Origin of the sequence: Dasania marina DSM 21967, from assembly GCF_000373485.1 — a bacterium.
In the GTDB taxonomy this organism is placed as follows: domain Bacteria; phylum Pseudomonadota; class Gammaproteobacteria; order Pseudomonadales; family Dasaniaceae; genus Dasania; species Dasania marina.
Map to the genome: position 1 here is coordinate 58,769 of NZ_KB891588.1, position 20,982 is coordinate 79,750.

The following is a 20,982-nucleotide window of genomic DNA, read 5'->3' on the forward strand; positions in this document are numbered from 1 at the left end:
AGACTTTGTATACTTAATAAACACCTTAGCAATAGTGCACCTATGAAACCCCAAGGGTTAAGCAATGCAATAACACCCACACTGCTAGCCATAGCATTAAGCCTAGTACTGAGCAGCTGCAGTAGACAGCAAGGCATCAGCGCTAAACAGCTACCCGACTTTGCGACTAACAACGGCCCGCTAAGCGCAGAGCAGGCCAAGCTGCAGATAGACGATAATGAGTTTCGCGCACTATCCGACGAAACCCTCGCTTATTTTAAAAAATACCTGCTCGACAATATGCACCCACGGCAAATAGCCATACAGCTGCGCAACCTCATTCACAGCCCCGCCTTTGTCAACTTTGAATACGCCGAAGATAAAACCTACAGCGCCCAACAGGCCTATGATAAAGCCCAGGGTAATTGCATAGCCTACAGCCATTTATACATAAGTTTAGCTAGGCAGCTGGGCTTAAAAGCGCACTACCAATTAATAGATAGCGACCCCACCTTGGTATTAAGAGATAAAAAAATCTCCCTGTTTATACACGTTAATGCGGTAGTGCAATTAAACAACGGCCATAGTTTTACCGCCGACACGGTACCAGAGCAGCAGCACTTAATTAAACGGGGGCAGATGATTAGCGATAACAGTGCCGATGCCCTGCACTATAACAACCTGGCGATAGACGCCATGTTTAAGGACGACTACCTCACCAGCTATCGCTACTTAGCCAAAGCCATCAACCTAGACAGTCAGCTCTCATTACTGTGGAGTAATATAGGCGCACTGTTTAGAAAAAACCAACAGCTACCAGCGGCAGAGCTCAGCCTACACAATGCCCTAGCATTAGACCCGCAGGCCTACCCCGCCTTAAACAACTTGGCGGTGCTATACCAACAGCAAAATAACAGCGTAAAAACCCAGTATTACCTCAATAAAATTAAAGTCTACCGCGCCAGTAACCCCTACCACCATTACAACCTAGCTCTTCTAGCCATTAGCGATGAGGATTATCCACAAGCACTTAAGGCTATAAAAAAAGCTATACGTTTAAAATCTGATGAGGCAGAATTTTATTACCAACAAAGCCTTATTTACCAACAGCTACAACAATTAGTACAAAGCCGAGAGGCCTTGATGCAAGCCATAGTCAACAGCCAAGAGAAAAAACGCCTGCGCGCCTTTCAAAAGCAATTACGGTTTTTAAACCAAAAAATGACTCTTCAAAAACCATAATACGCTAGAACTTTTATGCTTTGTTAGGCATCAGTAGGCGGCAAAATCACACTCAACTTATCAACCAGCGGCTGTAACTGTGATTCATAGTGACGCCACTTTTGCACCGAGCCGGTATGGATAGGCTGCCGCACCTGTGCGGCACTGGCGGTCATGCTGGCGCTGGGGTTGTGGTGAAAATTCAAACATTGCGCTTGCCACGCCAAGCCGCAGTAGTCGATTAGCGCTTTGCTTTGCTGCTCGGGGCTGTGCACTAATTCCTCATAGTTCAAATCATAAATCTGGCCGGGGAATACCGTGTGCCAGTGCTGCATTAAGCGGTGGTAAGCCAAGTAATAATCCGCCAAATCATTTACGTCATAGGAAAAGGGGTAGGCTTGGGCAAACAAAGTTTTGTAAATGGCGTAACAGGCATCCATAGGGTGGCGTGTTAAATGGATAATTTTTGCCTTGGGCAAAGCCATTTTAATCAAACCTATATATAAATAATTTAACGGCAGCTTATCAATAAAATGCGCGTGCTGGCCGGTTAGCGGCCGGGTGCTATCTATATAAGACTGGCCCAATGCGGCAAAGTCTATTTGCGTAGACTTTTCTATCAACACCTCTTTATTGAATTGTTGGCCGGGAAACTGCGCCATCACTTGCTTAATCATTTGTGAGGCAAAGTTTTGCAACTCACCGGCAGAGTGCACCTCGCTGTGACTATCCACTATGCGCTCGGCTAAGGTGGTGCCGGTGCGCGGCAGGCCAATAATAAAAATAGGTTCGGCGGAATCACAGCTGGGCCTATTGCTAGCGCCGGCCTGCTGCACCCAGCTGGCGCTAAAGGTCTGGATAATTTTATCCATCGCGCCTACATCGCTGGCTACTTGATAATTCATATGTTGACGACGTAAGTCAGCACCGCGCTTTAGATACTGAAAAGACTGCGCATAGCGACGCAAATCTTCACACTCTTTCGCTAAGGCATAGCAAATGCGGCTCTCTTCTCGCCAATCGGCTATACCCTGCGCCAACAAGCCTGCCATTTCATCGACATGATTGGCTTCTTCAGTTTGAGTACGCAACTGCGAGCGATTGGCATAGGCCTCGTAATCCTGCGGGTTGTTGACGATAACCTGATCATAAATGGCTTCGGCCTTGCTCAACTGGCCGTTGCCGCGATAGGCTGTGGCTAAATTAAATTGAAAATGGGAAGAACTGGGATCAGCCGCTACCGCCTGCTCATACCAATACTGGGCGCGCTCAAGATCACCGCAGTGGGTGTATACCGTCGCCAAGGCATCCCACACTACGGGGTCGCCTGCAGCCGTAATATTGCTCTCGCGCTCTATCGCCGCCGCCTCGGCCAAGGCCTCAGTAATTTGCACGTTCTGTTGCAAGGCCGCCGCTAACTGCACCCGGTAGGCAATATTGGTAGGGCTGTATTGCAAGGCTCGCTGGGAAAATTCTATGGCCTTAACCGCCTGATGTAATTTAATTGCCACCACGCTGTATAAATGCCAATAACTGGCCTGCTGCGGAAATTGTTTTAACAACTGCTCGATAGTAGCCGCGGCTTCTCGAAACATGCCTTGCTGAATTTGCTTTAATAAGGGCTGTACGGAGGGAGGCTTGGCCATAGTGATACGTCTTTTATTAAATGTGCAGCTATTATATTCAGCATTGTCATTCACTGGCTACACTAGATGCAGCCCTTAGCCACAAACAACGATAAAACTAGGAAAACACACCATGCTTACTCACCACAAACACTGCCGCCAGCTACTCAGCGCCGGCCTTAGCCTGCTATTGGCCGCCCACGCCATTAGCAGCAACGCTGCCACCACCGCCCTAGTCGCCGCCAGAATTATTGATGGCGTAAGCTCACAGCCACTGGCAGCCACCACCATTATTGTCGACGACAATAAAATTACCGCCATAGGCCAGCGCGATATTATCCCCGCTCATGCCACGGTAATCGATTTGGGCGACGCCACCCTGCTGCCAGGTTTTATAGACAGCCATACTCATCCCTTTATACACGGCGAAGATTACCAAGCCACCGCCCTGCAAAATAGCTCGGCCTATAAAAGTTTACGCGCCTTAAACTCCACCCAAAAACTATTAAAAGCCGGCTGGACCTCTATGCGCATTATGGGTGATGCCGACACCGCCTATGGCCCGGTAGATTTAAAACGCGCGATAAACGAAGGCCTATTTGTAGGCCCACGTTTATCGGTGGCGCCGCATTATTTGTCGATTACCGGTGGCGGCGGTGACGTTAATTATTATTCCCACGAACAAACTATTACCCCAGACGGCTTAATTGTTGACGGCCCCGAAGAAATACGCAAAGCCATACGACAAGAAGCCAAGTACGGTGCCGACTGGATTAAAATATTAGTCACCGGCGCTTTTCACGCCGCCGGCAACAATCCTAAAAATGTCCATTTTAGCCCCGAAGAATTAGCCGCCATTATGGCCGAGGCCAATCGTCAGGGCTTACCGGTAGCCGCCCACGCCCATGCCAACGAGGGTATTAAGCAAGCGGTAATAGCCGGGGTGCGCTCTATAGAGCACGGCACCTATATGGATGATGAAGCTATACGCTTAATGAAAAAACACCGCACCTTTTTTGTGCCTACGATTTATGTAGGAGATTATTTTTATGAGGAAGAAAAAACCCTCAAAGCTCAAGCGGTAAACGATGAGTATTACGATAACTACCGCGCCATATTTTTAAAGATGATAGGCAAAGCCCATAAGGCTGGGGTAAAAATTGCGGTGGGGGTAGACCTGGGCGACATGAAATATCCGGCCCATGTCTATGTGCGTGAAATGGCGACGCTGGTAGAGGCAGGCCTTAGCCCTATGGCGGCCATACAAGCTGGCACCCATGTAGGTGCCGAGCTATTGGGCTGGGATGACAGGCTAGGCAGCCTAGCAGAGGGCAAGCTCGCCGACATAGTTGCAGTAGCCGGCAATCCTTTAAGCGATATAAAGCAATTAGAGAATATTAAGCTGGTCATGCTAAACGGCCAGCTTATCGTACAGCCTTAAGTAAACTATGGTGGTTTAAAGCTAAACAACAGCCTAAACCTTCCGCAACCACATACGCTTAAACAGATTATCTTTGCGTATAAACTGGTGATACACAACGGCCAACACATGTAGGCCTATTAGGTAATAACCGGCCTGGCCCGCCAGCTCATGCCACTCTTCCAGCTCGTGGGCCAAGTCTTTATTTTCAGCGATTAACGCAGGTAAACCAAAAGGTATGGCCTTGGCCTCACCGCTTAAAATCAACCAACCACTGAAGGGCATGCCTATCATCAACACATATAGCAATACATGGGTGGCATAGGACAAGCCCTTTTGCCAAGTAGGTAAGGCGGGGTGCACCGCCGGATATCTTTGGTTAAAACGCAGCATCAGTCGCAGCCAAACCAACGCAAACACACTCAAGCCCAACATAAAATGCCAGGCCTTAAAGGCATTACGCAGATCTGTGCCCTTATCAAAAAACACCCGCATTTCTATGCTGGCATATACTGCTACCAATAATAAAACCGTGCCCCAGTGTATATAACGCAATAAAACGCTGTATTGTTGTTTGTTACTATCCACCTTATACCCCTGTAATTTACTTGTTTCTCGCCCAGCAGATAATGCCATCCACCAACAATTACATATTGTTGCATTATATTCTTAAGGCAATATTAAAAACGCCTACAAACCTGACCTTAATCAAACTATAGGTAAACAATTAAAGAAAAAAACTTATAAAATAACGCTGTATTAGCTTAGCCTTGTTACGACTACTCTAATAAAGCCGCCGCTAAAGCGGTGTAGCGCGAGCCCTTAGGCGTGAGCTTACTTTCAAATAATACCAACTCATCCATATCGGTATTGAGATCACCCAACACCAGTTGAAACTTTTTCGCCTGTTGCTGTCGACCTGCTCTGGCCAAGGAAATATGCGGACGAAAACGGCGGTTCTCAATAGCAAAGCCATGCTGACGCAATTGATTAACCAAAGTCTGCTGTAGTTTTTGCAGTGCGCTATTCGCTGCCACCGTGGCGACTAACAAACGTGGCTTATGCACTGAGGGAAACCACTGCACATCGTCCACCTGTAAAGTCGTAATCGGATGATGGCTGGCGACTGCGTCCATAATCGTCTCTAGCTTGGCCAGATCTTGGTTTTTAATATCGCCTAAAAAAGCCAAGGTAATATGATAATTTTCGCTGGGCACCCAGCGCAGCGCTTCGCGATTTAATTGCAGCGCCAAGCTCTGAGCGTGCAGGCTGAGCTGACTCTCTAGGGTTTCGGTAATAGATAAGGCGATAAACGCGCGTATCACTTCACTTTTCCTGTAGCTGTTGCCACAGCTGGTTTTTGTTCATCATCAACCACTGCAGAGCAATAATGCTGTGGGCGTTATTAATTTCGCCGCGCTGTAATTTTTGCCAAGCCTCGGCCACCGGTATCACCTGCACCCGTATATCTTCCGCCTCTTCCGCTAAGCCATGTATACCGCCCACCGCTGATAAGTCACAGCGGCCGCAATATAAATGAAAAAACTCACAGCTGCCGCCGGGGCTTGAAAAATACTGGTGTATAGGCACTAGCTCTTGTATCACCGCGCCCGCTTCTTCTTGCGACTCGCGCTGGGCCACTAAGGCTGGCGACTCATCTTTATCGATTAAACCCGCCACTAACTCCAGCAACCAAGGCGATTCATCGGCCGATTGCTTACCTTGATGGCCATAGGCACCCACTCGAAACTGTTGCACTAGGGCTACCGCATCTAGAGCGGGATCGTAGAGTAAAACCCCCACCGCATCGTGGCGCACAAACAACTCACGGCGTATCGCCTGGCTCCAGCCGCCCGCATATAAACGGTGTTTAAGGGTGAGGCTGCGTATTTCAAAAAAGCCTTTGTATACACTGTCATCGCTGAGCAGCTGCACATCTTCTAGGCCAAATTGTAGTTCTTGCTCCGCCATTAAAAACGGCGCTCGGTATACCAATGTACTTCGCGGGACTCCTTATCCACCAAGTCCACCACATCTAACACCAAGGTGAATAAGGCCATGCGCACCAACACACCATTATCGGTTTGCCTGAAGATAGCGAGGTTTGGGTTGTTGTTTAAGTCATTGTCCAATTCGTTGGCATCGGCGCGGGAGTCGCGCGGCAGGGGATGCATAATCACGGTATTGGGTTCACAAAAACGGGTGTAGATAGCTTGGTTTAAGCGATAGCGGCCGCGGTATAAATCGGCCTCGGCTTTGCTGGCAAAGCGCTCTTCTTGAATGCGGGTGGAATAGGCAATATCGACATGACCTATGCTCTCTTCCATTACATCGGACTCATGTACGGTTAGGCCAGCACTGCGCATTTTTTCAACGATCTCGCCCGGCATAGCCAGTTCCTGCGGTGAAATTAGCGTCACCGTAACATTGCGGTATAGGCAGAGTAATTTACACAGCGAGTGCACGGTACGGCCGTGTTTTAAGTCCCCTATTAGGGCGATGCGCAAACCGTCTATATCGTTGCGGCCGTTATCTAACAACTCTTTGCGTATGGTGTAGAGGTCTAACAGTGCTTGTGTAGGGTGTTCATTGGCACCGTCACCGCCGTTAATCACCGGCACCCGGCTGGCCTCGGCAAATTCGGCTACCGAACCTACATCGGGGTGGCGCATGGTAATCACATCGCTATAGCCACTAAGCACCCTGGCGGTGTCGTATAGCGATTCGCCCTTGGCGATGGCTGAGGAGGCAAAGCCTATGGTCTCGCGTACCTCGCCCCCCAATAAATTAAAGGCGCTGCCAAAACTGACTCGGGTACGGGTGCTAGGTTCAAAAAACATGCTGCCTAAGATGGCGCCGTCCAATACCTTGGTCATGCGTTGGCGTAGGGCATAGGGCCGCATCTTGTCGGCAACGGTAAATACCCGCTCTATGTCTGCGCGTTCGAAGGGCTCTATGGAAATAATATGGCTGCCGGGAAATTTCAACGTAAGCTCCTCGCTGGTAACAGGCCTTGGCACGCTAACAGGCTTGTGGCTTATTAGCGGCTGGCTTTGAAATAGGGTTTTAACTGCTGCATTCTAGCGGTTTTAAGCGGCCACAGCACCTGGGTTTTGCCGCTATTTTCGCCCTCTTTCTGCCTCATTTTCTTCAATATGGCATTAGGCCTGCAATTCATTTACAGTTTAGTGATACGGCATAAGGCCAGCTATTGGCTATAGTGCGCTATGGCTTTGACGTAAAACAACGACAGGTAACTATGTGAGCGAGCATGTAAGCAAACCACCCAACGCGGCACTGTATAAATACTGTGATATAGGCACAGCCTTAAAAATCTTAAACAGCCAGTCACTGCGCTGGAGCTCACCGCATCTTTACAATGACCCTTACGAGCTCAACCATTTAAGTGATACCGACTTTACCGCCCAGCAGCTATTACAGGGTCTGTGCCAAGAGGCTTTGGCAGTTTTATTTGGCGAGTCCGAAACCACTGGCAACAATAAGCTAGTCAGCACCATCAAACGCTGGCAACACGATAGCCGCTTTCTTTCCGCTGACGAGGCTGAGCCGGTGTTAAAGCAACTACTGCTGCCCATGGCCCAACAGCATCAGCTAGAAGTACATGACTATCTTAAGCAGTGGCGGCAATTTGCCCAAAACTGTCGCATCTGCTGTTTTAGCCACAGCCCCGATAACGCCAAAAGTTGGCAACGCTATGCCGACAACCATCAGGGCATAGTGCTGCAGTTTGACAGCCAAGAACCTAGTTTAAACCCCTGCCATGACGTTAATTACGGCGAGCAACCCATAGCCGCAACCAGCCTGCGGCAGCAAGTGGATATCGCCTTTGGCCGCAGCAACGCTCCCGCAATCGAGCAACTGCACCAGCTACTATTACACAAACCGCTGTTTGATCATGACGAGCAGGAAATACGCTGCTTTGATAGTGAAACCACCTTGGCCGATAGCGATGATCAGCTGTGGTATAAGGCCAAACCCTTTCAGCCCCGCTATTTAACCGAGCTATACCTAGGCATCAACATAGACAGCAGTGATAAAAAACACTTACAAAAATTGGTCGTAAAGGCTTATCCACAATGTAGGATTTATCAATCAGAATTAATCAGCAACAGTTATAATCTACACTTTACAGAAATTTAACTGATTATTTTTAGCAACCTAAGGATCGCCCCATGAGCACAGTGACCATCAACCACCCCCACCAACTCGATGCCGACACATTAAAAACCAAAATCGAAAGCCTCACCGGCGAGATCAAACAGCGCTACGGCGTTACCGCTAACTGGAATAGCGACACTCAAGCTGACATCAGCGCCCCCGGCGTGACCGGTAGCATAGACGTAAGTGATAGCGACATAGGCATCACCATAGAGCTCAACATGATGCTGTCTATGATGGCCGGTAAAATCGAAGAAGATATTACAAAATATTTAGCGAAAAACTTCGCCTAAATTGTGCGCACATTAATCAACAAAAGTTGATTAATGTGCCATTATTACCCCTATCTTTAGCTATCAAGGACGCAAGCTACCACCATGAACTTTTATTTACCACCTCGTAAACACCGACGTATTATTTGCCGCAAGCCTTACTACGTTGCCGCACTACTCCCCTTCATTGCCCTAACCACACAGGCCCAAGTCTATAAATGGGTAGATGAACAGGGCAATGTGCACTATTCCGACAGTAAACCCGCGCAACAACAAGCTGAAGAAAAGCATTACGCCGGCAGCCAGCCCAGCCTAGACCCTGAATTGGAAAGCTATAGAAATGCCATCAAAAAAAATGAATTAGAGCGGCAGCGCCAACAAAGCTATGAGCAGCAACAGCGAGTAGAAGCCAAAGAAAAAGCAAAACAAAGAAAGCACTACTGCGACCGGTTAAAATCCCAACAACTGATCGATAACCGCGTCAGTATGCGCCGCACCCAACACCCCGATGGCACGCTAACCGTATGGACAGGCGAAGAACGCAAACAGTACAGCAAAACACTGCAGGATAATTACACGAAGTATTGTAAAAAATAATAGCTGTTTATAGGCCTAGGCTCAGCACTAGCTTTTGCTGACGGCCGAGTTTTTTAATGGCGGCCTCACGCTTACTAGCCACGCTACGATTTTCACAGGGCTCTTGATATACCACTTTCAGCGCGGCATCACTGCGAAAAAACTTGGCGCCTTTATTCACCCCCACCTCGCCCCTATGCTCTTTAAAGCGCCGCGCCACATCGGTAGTAATGCCGGTATACAGTTTGCCCGATTGGGTTTGCACCATATACACCGCCCAGACAGACTCCGCCATCAGACTAATAGCTCATCGCTATAGTGCAATAACTGCTCTAAAATTTCGCGCTGCGCAGCGGTGGTAGCAGCATCGGCCATTAGCGTTTCAATTTCTTCTATAAAATCATCCATCACTATGCTGGCCCCTGCTTCGGGGTCGGTTAGGCGAAGAAAGCGAAATTCCTGCCACTGCTCCGCCTCTTCAGCAGTTAAACTCTCGGGGTAGTTACGCGCCCGGTAGCGAAACAACATCTCTGCTAAACGGCTATCGCTAAAAGCAAATGTTTGCTGCTGTAATTGTTCGGGGCTGGCACTGCGCACCTGTGCCATAACACTTTTATCTTGCTGGCTAAAAAAGCCACCGCTATACAACATGACATCGGGGTCGGTTTTTGCAGGGCCTTGCGCATCGGCGGCGAAAACTTGAGCGACTTTTTCCGCTAGCCCAGGACTATTCTTTAACTGCTGATAATGTTGCCGCGCCTGTGGCAAATCCAGCTGTATGCGTGCCGCTAATTTTTCGTCCAGTAATTTACTGGTGGCGACTATGGGGCAGCGGTTAATATGAATATTTTTTAGTGCGATGCGCTGTTCGCCTTCGGCTAACTCTGCGGTAGGGGTGTAGAGTTTTTCGCGGATTTGTTCAGCGCTCAGAGTAAGCAACGGCGTAGGGTCTACGCTTAAATCATAAGCCACTATCGCATTCTTATTACTGGGGTGGGCGGCCAAGGGCATCACTAGGCTGGTGCAATAACGGCTGGCTGGGAACATCGCCGAGGTGTGTAGCACCGGCGCCTGTGCCACCACATCTAACATGGCAGCGACCGTGCGCTTATTACGCAGGCTCAATACATAGTCATAGAGTTTAGGCTGTTTCGTTTTAATCAGCTTGGCCAACGCTATGGTGGCATGCACATCGGAGAGCGCATCGTGGGCAGCCTCGTGGCTAATACCATTAGCGGCGGTAATATGCTCCAGCTTAAAACTGGGCGTACCATCGTCATGATCGGGCCAATTTATGCCTTCGGGACGCAGCGCTCTGCACACCCGCGCCATATCAATTAAATCCCAACGGGAGTTACCGTTTTTCCATTCGCGCTCATAGGCATCGTAAAAATTGCGATACAAGGTGTAGCGTGTCACCTCATCATCAAACCGTATGCTGTTATAGCCCACCGAACAGGTGCTAGGCCTAGCCATCTCTTTATGTATCAGGCGAATAAATTCCGCCTCAGGCAGCCCTTTGGCTTTGGCCTGTTGCGGGGTGATGCCAGTAATTAAACAGGCCTGCGGCTGGGGCAGCATATCGCTAGCTGGCTGGCAGTAAATCACCAGCGGCTCACCGATAATATTAAAATCGGCATCGGTGCGTATGCCGGCAAACTGCGAGGGCCTATCCAGCGACGGGTTAGCGCCAAAGGTTTCGTAATCGTGCCAATAAAAAGTTGCTTGGGGCATAGTATTGCTTCAAATAATGTCTGTCGTTATAGAGTTAGCAACAGCTTAAAGTGTTGTTTATCCATCGACAAGCCCCCTAGCGCCCCTATACTCTAGGCATAATAATTTTAGCAATAGCAACAAGGCCTTAACGCGCATATGAGTACCGCCAACACCCAATTCCCCGTGCTATACCAATTTGTCAGCGACTTCTTAGAATTTAGCCAATTGCTGTTTGTGTTGGTAGTCATTATTGCCGCCCTGATAGTGGTGTATCTGTACCTATCAGACATCACCCAAACCAAACAAGCGATACGGCGTAACTATCCGGTAATAGGCCGCTTTCGTTATTTATTTGAACATATGGGGGAGTTTTTCCGGCAGTACTTTTTTGCCCAAGACCGCGAAGAGCTACCCTTCAACCGCGCCCAGCGCTCTTGGGTTTATCGCGCCGCCAAAAAAGTGGATTCCACTATCGCCTTTGGCTCTACCCGGCCACTCAATCAAGCCGGTGATATTATCTTTTTAAACTGTCTATTCCCCACCTTAACCGAAGATGCCACCCCCACCAACGCGGTGACGATAGGCCAAGGCTATGCTCGCCAGCCTTATACCAGCAGCTCTATTTTTCATATTTCAGGTATGAGCTTTGGAGCCATTTCTATACCGGCCATTACCGCTTTAGCTAACGGCGCCAAAAAAGCCGGCATATGGATGAATACCGGCGAAGGCTCAGTGTCCCCCTATCATTTGCGCAGCGGCTGCGATTTAGTGTTTCAAATAGGCACCGCCAAATACGGCGTAGGCAAACCCGATAAAACCTTGGACGAAGAAAAGCTACTGCGCATAGCCAAGTTAGAGCAAGTAAAAATGTTTGAAATAAAAATGAGCCAAGGCGCAAAGCCAGGCAAAGGCGGCATTTTACCCAAAGAAAAAGTCACCAAGGTTATTGCCGAAGTTAGGCATATACCCGAAGGCCAAGATTCAATCAGCCCCAACGGCCATGTCGAAATACAGTGCATAGATAACCTGCTGGATATGATAGTGCGCATACGTGAATTAACCGGCAAACCGGTAGGTTTTAAAGTAGTTATAGGCGACAGCGAGTGGATAGACGACTTAATGCAAGCCATACACCGCCGCGGCCCCAGCCACGCCCCCGACTTTATTACTATAGATAGCGCCGATGGTGGCACCGGTGCAGCCCCGCAAAGCCTAATGGATTATGTAGGCTTACCGATTAAGCGTAGCCTGCCGTTGATGGTCGATAAACTCATTGAGTATGATTTGCGTGACCGCATAAAAATTATCGTCTCGGGGAAATTAATCAACCCCAGCGAAGTCGCCTGGGCTATATGCATGGGCGCCGATTTTATTACCTCAGCCCGTGGTTTTATGTTTGCACTAGGCTGCATACAAGCCCTGCAATGCAATAAAAACACCTGCCCCACCGGCATCACCACTCACAACAAAGATTTACAACGCGGCCTAGACCCAACCGACAAAGCCGAACGCGTATACAATTACGCCACTCAATTGCAATATGAAGTGGGTGTTATTGCTCACTCCTGTGGTGTTAAAGAAGCGCGCAGCTTAACCCGTAAACATGCCAACATTATTAATGCACACGGCTTACCGGAACCTATGGAAGTGCAATTTCCTACGCCAACGATGCGCGCTGATTTAATCACCAGTTCAAAAGAACCATAACTAACACAAGGGAAATCGTATGGGTGTGGAATTAGTTGTAGGCCAAATATTACTGGTAGTGGCCATGGCGCTATGCGGTTTAATTTTAAATCGCCTGTTAAAAATTGATAACAGTTTAGGCTGCTTATTGGTGGGCGTAGCTGCAGGCTGGTTAGTGCCGCAATGGGGTATAGATACCGGCATTAGAGCCAACAACTTGCAAGACTTGGTCTTTTACCTGTTGCTACCTATATTAATTTTTGAAGCCGTCTGGCATATAGAACCCGGTGACTTAAAACGCTGGTTAAAACCCATCTTATTGCTGGCCAGTGTAGGCGTAGTACTTAGCACCTTATTTAGCGCCGTGCTTATTTATTACGGCATAAACCATCCCAGCGGCTTCCCCTGGATAGCCGCCTTGATTTGCGGCGTAGTGTTAGCCACCACCGATCCGGTAATCACTACCGCCAAGCTAGAGCAGCATAAAGCACCTAAGGGCCTTATCACCCTGATAAAAGGCGAAAGTTTATTTAGCGATGCCACCACTATTGTTTTGTTTTCGCTGCTTATTGCCATTGCCACGCACAGTGCAAGTAGCAGCAATCTTTCTATAAGTACTTTTTTTATCAGTGTATTTATGGGCGGGTTGATATTGGGCGGCATTATGGGTTTAATCGCCGCCATACTGACCTTGCTACTGGCCAGCCACTCCACCACCCGCATTGTTTTATTATTTGCAGCTGTGGGTAGCTTTTATTTAGCTAAAAACATATTTGAAGTATCAGGCATTATGGCAGTGATGGGTACAGCCATAGTCGCCCGTATGTGCCTCAACGAAAAAGAGCACAGCTTTTTATTAGGGGCCGACGGCAACTGGCACTGGCTGGCCTTATTATTTAGCAGCATCTTATTTGTGTTAATGGGCCTAGTGATTACCCCCGATATGTTTAGCCATCAATGGCTAGCCATTTTAATAGGTATAGGCGCAGCCATTCTTAGCCGTAGCGCCACCATCTTTATTTGCACTATAGCCAGCATTCCCTTCAGCCACAGCATACAAAAAAATTGGAAGGGGGTATTAATATGGGGGGATATACGTGGGGTGGTAGCCATAGCCTTAGTGCTTACCTTGCCCACCAGCTTGAGTTATTGGTGGACCATACAATCTATAGTGTTTGGGGTAGTGCTGTTTAACTTGCTTATCCAAGCGCCTACTAGCCGCTGGCTAATACGTAAAATAACAGCGGATGAATAGCGCTTAACGTACTGCGACCTCAACCTGCCTATCGCTAAAAAATGTTTCTAGCATAGTGCCGTAGCGACCATAGTCTTCATCACTAAGCTGCAACGCGATGTCAAAGCTCAGCACGTCGGGTAATTTATATAAAGGAGATTTTAGCGTAAGGGTAAATTGTTTTTTGCTTAGGCTAACTGATGCAGCCACATCAAAGCCGGCATGAACGGGATCTTTATATTCTATATAAACCCCATCATCTTCTTTATGCCCTATCTCTTCCAAACGCTGTAAAAACAGATATTCATCGTCATTATAAAAGGCAAGCACATGGTAGCCCTGCTCTAATTGTAGGCTGACTTCACTGGCGTTAAATTGTATAGGCTTCATCATTTTTCCACAGCGCTATGCTGTTGTTAGCTCATTAATAGCCGAGGTTGAGGGCAATCCATCACTGCAGCGATGGCTGTTAACACTTCTTGTTCAATAGGGCTGACCACGCCATCATGGCTGACACAATCAGCAAACCCTTTTAGTAATTTAGGCTTTAGCAGCGGAAAGCAGTTAGCTAATTGATTAACCGCTTTCACAAAATCATCCATACTGCAGTCCTGCTCAGGCAATAACGTTAAGGTGTATAAACCTGCGGTATTGGCACCTTTAGTAAACCCACGATGCTGTTCGCCTTCATCATCATGCCCGTAGCGCACCAACGCAGACAATACTATAGCGTAGGGCTTGGCAACCTGTTTAGCCTTTTTATATTGCGGCTTGCTGGCTCGTATGGTTTCAAACTCTGGCGCCAGATAATGACGCACCAATTGAAATAGGCACCATTCAAATATTTCAAATTTTTTATCGGCGCGTATGATTAACAATAAGGTTTTTTTAAACTGCTTGTATTGCTCTGCCGATAACATTTTTAACGCTGGCAAACTTAACTCAATTAACGGTAAACGCAAGCTGACATCTAAGCCCGCAACGTCCTCTTTAATTTGCAGGCATAGCATTACCAAACCTTTAACCTGACATTGTTCTATATAAGTTATTTGCTGCTCGGCCGTAGCCTTATCGGCATCGAGTAATAAGCTATACACCAAAGCACTGGCTCCCAAAGGTTCATGAGCAAGCTTTTTTAACCCATAGGGAATGCTCTCTATGCTGTGCTCGGCATCGGCTACCGCCGAATGTATAGCTTGGGTCTGTTGTGCGGCAACAAAAGCAGCGCCGGCAACGGCGGCCATAGCGGCCTGCCCCTTGCGTTGCTCTTTGCCATGCAAGGCTGCGCCCGCCTGCGCACTGGCCTCTACGCGCATGCGACGGCTAATCATAGCGCCATTCCAGCCTGGCTCTATTTTTCTAATACGCTTTTCTATTTCGGGGTGAGTATCAAAGCTAGCCCAGCTGCCCAACGCCTCGGCAATAAACATATGGCTAATCTCACTGGCTTTGGCACTGAACACCCGTGACCCCGCTTGATAACCCCCAATAATTTTTAAGGCATTAGCGATGCCTTGTGGGTTGCGGGTAAATTGCACCGCTGAGGCATCGGCTAAAAATTCACGCTGCCTACTAATAGCGGCTTTAATCAAACCGCCAAAAAAAACACCCAGCCAACCTATAATGACAAAGGCCAAGCCCAGCATAAACACCCGGGCATCACCGGAGCGCTTAGTGGTGTGATAACCGCCATGGCGGCCACCGGCGCGCATAATCAGCTCGCCTATATTACCGATAAAAACAATACCGGATAACAGCGCAATCATGCGCAGGTTTAAGCGCATATCGCCGTTAAGTATATGGCTAAATTCGTGCGCCACTACCCCTTGCAGTTGCTCACTATCAAACTGCTCTATGGCCCCCTGGGTAACACCAATCACTGCATCGGCTGGGGTATTACCCGCGGCAAAAGCGTTAATACCTTTTTCGCCGCGCAACAAATACACCGCAGGCACCGGCATGCCGGAGGCCAAGGCCATTTCTTCCACCACGTTAAGCACGCGCTTTTCATTAACATTGTCGGTATTGGGATGTATGCGTACGCCACCCAAAGACTCGGCCACACGCTTGCCGCCGGCCGCTAACTGCAGCCATTTATAGGCTATCACTATGGCGATAGCACTGCTGACCATAAGACTAATCTTGCCAAAATTTTGCCAGCTAAAATAATGGGCAAAGCTAGGTTTACCCGCACTGTGTAGCAACTCGGTGACATGGGAAGAATCTTGCAGCTGGCCATCCATCAGCCAAAAGGTAATAGCCACAACAAGATTGGTGATAGCAATAAGGCTGCACACCGCAACAGCAAACAAGGCAATTAATATTTTACTGTTGCGGCGGGCCTGATCTTGCTCAGTGAAGAAATTCACGGCTTAGCAGACATGATTAAAAGGAAACTTTAGGCGCGGCCTGTATGGCGGCGCTATCCTCAAACTCTAATAGGCTAGCGTCTTTAGGGTGGCCAAACTTTTTCGCAAAAAACACCGGGGGAAATGATTGCTTGTAGCTATTGTATTCAGTCACCGCATCATTAAAAGCCTGCCTAGCAAAAGCCACGCGATTTTCGGTGGTGGTTAATTCTTCGGTAAGCTGCATCATATTTTGATTGGCTTTTAAATCGGGATAGGCCTCCATCACCATATTCATTTTACCCAAGGCTCCCTGTAATACCCCTTCGGCCCCCGCCAAACCTTGAATCGCACTGCCGCTAGGGTCGGCCGCAGCCCCTTTCAACATCGTCATCGCCTCATTGCGAGCACTAATCACCGCCTCTAAGGTTTCGCGCTCATGGCTCATATAAGCTTTAGCGGTTTCGACTAAATTGGGGATTAAGTCGTAGCGGCGTTTAAGCTGCACTTCGATTTGTGAGAACGCATTTTGGAAGCGATTTCTTAAAGTGACTAATTGATTATAAATACCGACAATGTAAACAATCGAACCAAAAATAATCACCCAGAAGATAATTGATGATAAATCCATGTTGTTAGTCCTTTGGTCATAAGCTGTAAGCTGTAAGCTGTAAGCTGTAAGCTGTAAGCTGTAAGCTGTGATTATTATTTCTCTACGACCTGGCTAAGGCCACGTAATACTTGATTAAATGTTAATTTAACTGAAATATCAATTGTAAAAAAATGGGAGGCACACAGCCTCCCATTTTTAATCTTGCTACTTGTAGCTTAAAGCTTGCCGCTTATCTAACCTCTATCGCTTCCGCCTCTATTTTTTTCGACCAGAAAGCGGGGCCTGTTTGGTGTATAGACTCGCCTTGGTAGTCTACCGCTACGGTGACGGGCATATCTTCTAGCTCAAATTCATAGATAGCTTCCATACCCAATTCGGGGAAACCGACTACTTTAGAGGCTTTAATCGCTTGCGCCACTAGGAAGGCTGCGCCACCTACGGCCATAAGGTAAACCGATTCAAACTCTTTAATAGCCTCTATAGCGATAGGGCCGCGCTCGGCTTTACCTATCATGCCCAGTAAGCCGGTTTCAGCCAGCATGGTACGGGTAAATTTATCCATGCGAGTAGCGGTGGTGGGGCCGGCGGGGCCTACCACTTCGTCACCAATAGGATCGACTGGGCCCACGTAGTATATAAAACGGCCTTGCATAGACACCGGCAGCTCTTCACCGTTGTTAATCATGTCTACCATTTTTTTATGGGCAGCATCACGGCCGGTTAACATCTTGCCGTTTAACAATAAGGTATCACCGGGCTTCCAGCCTTTTACCTCTTCTTTAGTGACGGTATCTAGATTTACGCGCTTCACATTGGCACCGGCTTCGCGGGTCACTTCTGGCCAATCTTCTAGCTTGGGTGGGGTTAACTTGGCTGAGCCACTGCCATCTAGCGTGAAGTGAGTGTGGCGGGTAGCGGCACAGTTGGGGATCATGGCTATGGCTTTGTTAGCGGCGTGCGAGGGGAAATCTTTGACCTTCACATCCAACACCGTGGTTAAGCCACCTAGGCCCTGGGCACCTATACCTAGCTTGTTAACCTTTTCGTGCAGCTCTAAGCGCAGCTCTTCGGCGCGATTGCTGGCACCACGCTGTTGCAAATCTTGTATATCGACAGGTTCTAATAAGGATTCTTTAGCCAACATCATGGCTTTTTCGGCGGTGCCACCTATGCCTATGCCTAGCATGCCCGGCGGACACCAGCCCGCGCCCATTTGCGGCACCATGTTTAATACCCAATCCACTACCGAGTCTGAGGGGTTAAGCATGGCAAATTTAGACTTGGCCTCGCTGCCGCCACCCTTAGCGGCTACATGCACCTCTACGGTGTCGCCGGGCACGATTTCATAATGCACCACACCCGGGGTGTTATCTTTAGTGTTGGTTCTAGCGCCATCGGGATCAGCCAAAATAGAGGCTCGTAAGACATTATCAGGGTTCATATAGGCACGGCGTATGCCTTCGTTACACATATCAGTAACCGACATGGTGGCATCCCACTGCACATTCATACCTACTTTTAAGAAGACGGTAACGATACCAGTATCTTGGCAAATAGGACGGTGGCCTTCGGCGCACATACGAGAATTGATTAAGATTTGCGCCATCGCGTCTTTGGCAGCAGGGTTCTGCTCGCGCTGATAGGCCTTGTCTACCGCTTGGATAAAATCTAGCGGGTGGTAATAAGAGATGAATTGCAGCGCATCAGCAATGCTATCTATTAAGTCATCTTGGCGAATAATGGTCATACAGGCTCCCTGATATAGCCGCTGGGTAGAAGGTTACAGGCCGCAATAGGCCCTTATAAAACGCGGCTATTGTACACCAAAATACCGCTTTTGCCCGCTTACAGGCGCGCTAAATCCCCACGGCCTACCCTCTCTGCTGGCGTTCCTAATAAGACCATGCAAAATAATATGGCCCCCTAAGCATTTTATTGCCGGCCATTCAGTTTGGGTTCAGCTCTGAAAGTTATACTAAGTCCATCAAATAACAATCCTGTTTGATGACTGGTATTAACATCCATGGTTTATGGTAAAAAATAATAGAGACAACACTATGAAATTCAAACATTTACTAACAGCAGTAGTATTAGCCGCCGTATCTACAACGGTTATGGCCGCCCGTCCTGTGAGTATTAAATACAGCGAAGATATCGTTTTAGAAGATGACGAAGTGTATTCATACTATGTCGTTTCCTGCTCTAACGGTGAAAGCAAAGATATTTCAGCTTGGGACAACCGCAAAACTTGGTGCGTAGGCAAAGGCTCTAAAGAAGATTGCAGCAAGAAACAAATCAAAACTGCTAAGCAAGTTTGTCGCTAGACTCTCTTTAAAGAGTAAGTAGCAGACACAAAAAAACCGGGCATTGCCCGGTTTTTTTGTGTCTCAGTACTAGCTATACCAGCTGTAACAAGCCTACACATACAACCGCTAACGCGAGACTAGAGTGAATAACACCCTTCACACTAGCCATAGGCCCTAACTTACCGAACATAGCATTTAGCTGCAGCAATACAACTAAAGCTAATACTGCAATAACGCCAGTAGTCAGGCCTTGAGATGCGCCAGCAGCGTGATCTATGAGGGTGCTGCCTTTGCCAGTGCCATGGAAAGAGGCCAGCATGCCGAACAACATAGGGATAGAAAACAACGTATTGGTTCGTGAAGCTAATAAAGCCTTAGGACCGGCAACCGATGCATCACCTTCAACAATGCCGCAAACGATTTTTTGGTTTGGCCAGATAATTAACCAAACGTTTAGGAACATAAAAGTACCCATTAACGCGCCCATGGCGATGAATCCATCAATACCGTGAGTCTTGCGAATACCCATCAACAACACCAAACCGGTAATAAAGGTAAACATGGCGCCCCAACGGAACCACCACAACGCACGTGGCGCTAATTTTTTAGTGGCATCAGCCTTGGCGCTAGCCTCAGCCTCTTTGAAGTATTCACCTTGAATAAAGTTGAAATAGTACAGTAGGCCTATCCACGTGATACCGAATAACACGTGCGCCCAGCGAAATAGTAGATCTAAGCTGATGATATTTTCCATGAAACACCCCTAGTTGATTATGGAAGGATTATTGTTATTGAGGAGTTAGCTAACCCCTTAATACCTGAGTGCTTTTATAGGCTATTTAGCCATAAATTTAAACCTCTTTTATAGAATTCCACTGTAATACTGTGTTTTTGCCGAAAAAATGACCGAAATATTAAAACAGATGAACCCACATAGTTTGTGCTTGTCCCTAGCCGTGCAATAATGCCGCACACGCGTCCACCCCTTAATAGCGAAATACTGATAAAAACACTATGGCCAGCAACGATAACCGCCCACCCCACGACAACATCGCCATCACCCCAGCACGTGATGAAATCGCCTCTTACCAACGCACCCAAAGCAAAGGTGCACTTAGCGGCTTGGGCGTAGTGCCCGATGTCGCCAGCAACGGCAGCGCCAGCAACAGCCTAAAAATCACCTTAGCCTTTGTCGTGGTGGTGTTAATACTCACTGCGGTACTAGCAGGCTTTTTACAACAGCGCCTCAAAGCCGCTGAACACACCCTTGCGCTCACCGAGGCCAGAGTCGCCGGATTGGAAAGTCGTTTATCAGTAACCGATGAAAGCATGGGTGAATCCAGCGAGGCCATGAAGGTCAAATTGCGCGAGATCGACTTTGAAGTGCGCAAGCTCTGGGACAATGTCTGGAAAAAGAGCAAAGAACGCCTAGAAATTTTAGAAACCAAACAGCAAAGCCACGACCGCAGCCTTAACAATGTTAAAAGCTTTATAGACAGCACCGAGCAAAAACTGGCTAGCAACGACGTGGTCACCAACAAGCTTAACCAAAAGCTACAAACCCTAGACCAACTCAGCAACCAACTAGCCAGCAACGAGAAAAAACTCAAGGCCCAAGAGAGCACCTTAGAAAAAACCAACGACAAGGTTAACCTCTTCAACAACCGCCTAATCAAAGCCGAGCGCTTAAGCGCAGAAAACAAAGAACGTTTAGATTCAGTGGATCACTTTCGGCGTAAGGTGAATGCGGATTTGTTGAAATTGACCGGTGGTACGCCGTGAATGCTGTAGTCGCTAGCTGTAAAAG

The 20,982-nt window shown here is 48.0% G+C and carries 21 protein-coding genes; 9 read left to right on the top strand and 12 right to left on the bottom strand.

Annotated features, from left to right (window positions below):
* Positions 1 to 42 precede the first annotated feature (42 nt).
* Positions 43 to 1,221 (top strand): transglutaminase domain-containing protein, encoded by a 1,179-nt coding sequence (locus B067_RS0116410; RefSeq protein ID WP_019531174.1) that lies wholly within the window; start codon positions 43 to 45, stop codon positions 1,219 to 1,221.
* 23 nt (positions 1,222 to 1,244) lie between these two features.
* Here B067_RS0116410 and B067_RS0116415 read toward each other — a convergent pair whose 3' ends face one another.
* Positions 1,245 to 2,846: a tetratricopeptide repeat-containing sulfotransferase family protein gene (locus tag B067_RS0116415; protein WP_019531175.1), complete on the bottom strand. Its 1,602-nt coding sequence runs from the start codon at positions 2,844 to 2,846 to the stop codon at positions 1,245 to 1,247.
* Between the two features lie 112 nt (positions 2,847 to 2,958).
* On the opposite strand from B067_RS0116415, the gene B067_RS0116420 reads away from it, so the two are divergent.
* Positions 2,959 to 4,266, top strand: coding sequence for a metal-dependent hydrolase family protein (locus tag B067_RS0116420; protein WP_019531176.1), 1,308 nt, complete (start codon positions 2,959 to 2,961; stop codon positions 4,264 to 4,266).
* Between the two features lie 33 nt (positions 4,267 to 4,299).
* Here B067_RS0116420 and B067_RS0116425 read toward each other — a convergent pair whose 3' ends face one another.
* The 4 genes from B067_RS0116425 to B067_RS0116440 all read right to left on the bottom strand — a co-directional run bounded on the left by B067_RS0116425 (position 4,300) and on the right by B067_RS0116440 (position 7,232).
* Entirely contained in the window at positions 4,300 to 4,833 is a 534-nt protein-coding gene (locus tag B067_RS0116425; RefSeq protein ID WP_019531177.1) for a cytochrome b, read from the bottom strand.
* Between the two features lie 191 nt (positions 4,834 to 5,024).
* Positions 5,025 to 5,570 carry an RNA 2',3'-cyclic phosphodiesterase gene (gene thpR, locus B067_RS0116430; RefSeq protein WP_019531178.1) on the bottom strand — a complete coding sequence of 182 codons (546 nt, stop codon included), beginning with the start codon at positions 5,568 to 5,570 and terminating at the stop codon, positions 5,025 to 5,027.
* Position 5,571: 1 nt separating this feature from the next.
* A complete protein-coding gene (locus B067_RS0116435) occupies positions 5,572 to 6,216 on the bottom strand; it encodes an NUDIX domain-containing protein (protein ID WP_019531179.1) in 645 nt (214 codons plus the stop codon).
* A complete protein-coding gene (locus tag B067_RS0116440; protein ID WP_019531180.1) occupies positions 6,216 to 7,232 on the bottom strand; it encodes an aspartate carbamoyltransferase in 1,017 nt (338 codons plus the stop codon). Before B067_RS0116440 ends, B067_RS0116435 begins: the two co-directional genes overlap by 1 nt.
* A 274-nt stretch (positions 7,233 to 7,506) precedes the next feature.
* Here B067_RS0116440 and B067_RS0116450 point away from each other — a divergent pair, with 274 nt between their 5' ends.
* The 3 genes from B067_RS0116450 (at position 7,507) to B067_RS0116460 (ending at position 9,293) form a co-directional block, all read left to right on the top strand.
* On the top strand, positions 7,507 to 8,406 hold the full coding sequence (locus B067_RS0116450; RefSeq protein WP_019531182.1) for a hypothetical protein: 900 nt from the start codon (positions 7,507 to 7,509) through the stop codon (positions 8,404 to 8,406).
* 32 nt (positions 8,407 to 8,438) lie between these two features.
* Positions 8,439 to 8,717 (top strand): polyhydroxyalkanoic acid system family protein, encoded by a 279-nt coding sequence (locus B067_RS0116455; RefSeq protein ID WP_019531183.1) that lies wholly within the window; start codon positions 8,439 to 8,441, stop codon positions 8,715 to 8,717.
* An 84-nt stretch (positions 8,718 to 8,801) separates the two neighbouring features.
* A complete protein-coding gene (locus B067_RS0116460) occupies positions 8,802 to 9,293 on the top strand; it encodes a DUF4124 domain-containing protein (RefSeq protein ID WP_019531184.1) in 492 nt (163 codons plus the stop codon).
* 7 nt (positions 9,294 to 9,300) lie between these two features.
* On the opposite strand, the gene B067_RS0116465 is transcribed toward B067_RS0116460, so the two are convergent.
* Complete coding sequence (locus tag B067_RS0116465) at positions 9,301 to 9,567, bottom strand: GIY-YIG nuclease family protein (RefSeq protein ID WP_019531185.1); 267 nt, start codon at positions 9,565 to 9,567, stop codon at positions 9,301 to 9,303.
* Positions 9,567 to 11,006, bottom strand: a complete 1,440-nt coding sequence (sbcB, locus tag B067_RS0116470) for an exodeoxyribonuclease I (protein WP_019531186.1) — start codon at positions 11,004 to 11,006, stop codon at positions 9,567 to 9,569. Before sbcB ends, B067_RS0116465 begins: the two co-directional genes overlap by 1 nt.
* Positions 11,007 to 11,144: 138 nt before the next feature.
* Here sbcB and B067_RS0116475 point away from each other — a divergent pair, with 138 nt between their 5' ends.
* Both B067_RS0116475 and B067_RS0116480 read left to right on the top strand, forming a co-directional pair.
* Positions 11,145 to 12,695, top strand: a complete 1,551-nt coding sequence (locus B067_RS0116475; RefSeq protein ID WP_019531187.1) for an FMN-binding glutamate synthase family protein — start codon at positions 11,145 to 11,147, stop codon at positions 12,693 to 12,695.
* 19 nt (positions 12,696 to 12,714) lie between these two features.
* Positions 12,715 to 13,929: a cation:proton antiporter gene (locus B067_RS0116480; protein ID WP_019531188.1), complete on the top strand. Its 1,215-nt coding sequence runs from the start codon at positions 12,715 to 12,717 to the stop codon at positions 13,927 to 13,929.
* A 3-nt stretch (positions 13,930 to 13,932) separates the two neighbouring features.
* Here B067_RS0116480 and B067_RS0116485 read toward each other — a convergent pair whose 3' ends face one another.
* The 4 genes from B067_RS0116485 to B067_RS0116500 form a co-directional block, all read right to left on the bottom strand.
* Entirely contained in the window at positions 13,933 to 14,301 is a 369-nt protein-coding gene (locus B067_RS0116485) for a hypothetical protein (protein WP_020700321.1), read from the bottom strand.
* Positions 14,302 to 14,324: 23 nt separating this feature from the next.
* Positions 14,325 to 16,277, bottom strand: a complete 1,953-nt coding sequence (locus B067_RS0116490) for a M48 family metallopeptidase (RefSeq protein WP_019531190.1) — start codon at positions 16,275 to 16,277, stop codon at positions 14,325 to 14,327.
* Positions 16,278 to 16,293: 16 nt separating this feature from the next.
* Positions 16,294 to 16,887, bottom strand: a complete 594-nt coding sequence (locus tag B067_RS0116495; RefSeq protein WP_019531191.1) for a LemA family protein — start codon at positions 16,885 to 16,887, stop codon at positions 16,294 to 16,296.
* A gap of 211 nt (positions 16,888 to 17,098) precedes the next feature.
* Positions 17,099 to 18,616, bottom strand: a complete 1,518-nt coding sequence (locus B067_RS0116500; protein WP_019531192.1) for a fumarate hydratase — start codon at positions 18,614 to 18,616, stop codon at positions 17,099 to 17,101.
* A 310-nt stretch (positions 18,617 to 18,926) separates the two neighbouring features.
* Between B067_RS0116500 and B067_RS0116505 the strand changes: the two genes are divergently transcribed.
* Complete coding sequence (locus B067_RS0116505) at positions 18,927 to 19,193, top strand: hypothetical protein (RefSeq protein ID WP_026244734.1); 267 nt, start codon at positions 18,927 to 18,929, stop codon at positions 19,191 to 19,193.
* 73 nt (positions 19,194 to 19,266) lie between these two features.
* On the opposite strand, the gene B067_RS0116510 is transcribed toward B067_RS0116505, so the two are convergent.
* On the bottom strand, positions 19,267 to 19,929 hold the full coding sequence (locus B067_RS0116510) for a urate hydroxylase PuuD (RefSeq protein ID WP_019531194.1): 663 nt from the start codon (positions 19,927 to 19,929) through the stop codon (positions 19,267 to 19,269).
* 260 nt (positions 19,930 to 20,189) lie between these two features.
* Here B067_RS0116510 and B067_RS21450 point away from each other — a divergent pair, with 260 nt between their 5' ends.
* A complete protein-coding gene (locus tag B067_RS21450) occupies positions 20,190 to 20,957 on the top strand; it encodes a hypothetical protein (RefSeq protein ID WP_019531195.1) in 768 nt (255 codons plus the stop codon).
* Positions 20,958 to 20,982 lie beyond the last annotated feature (25 nt).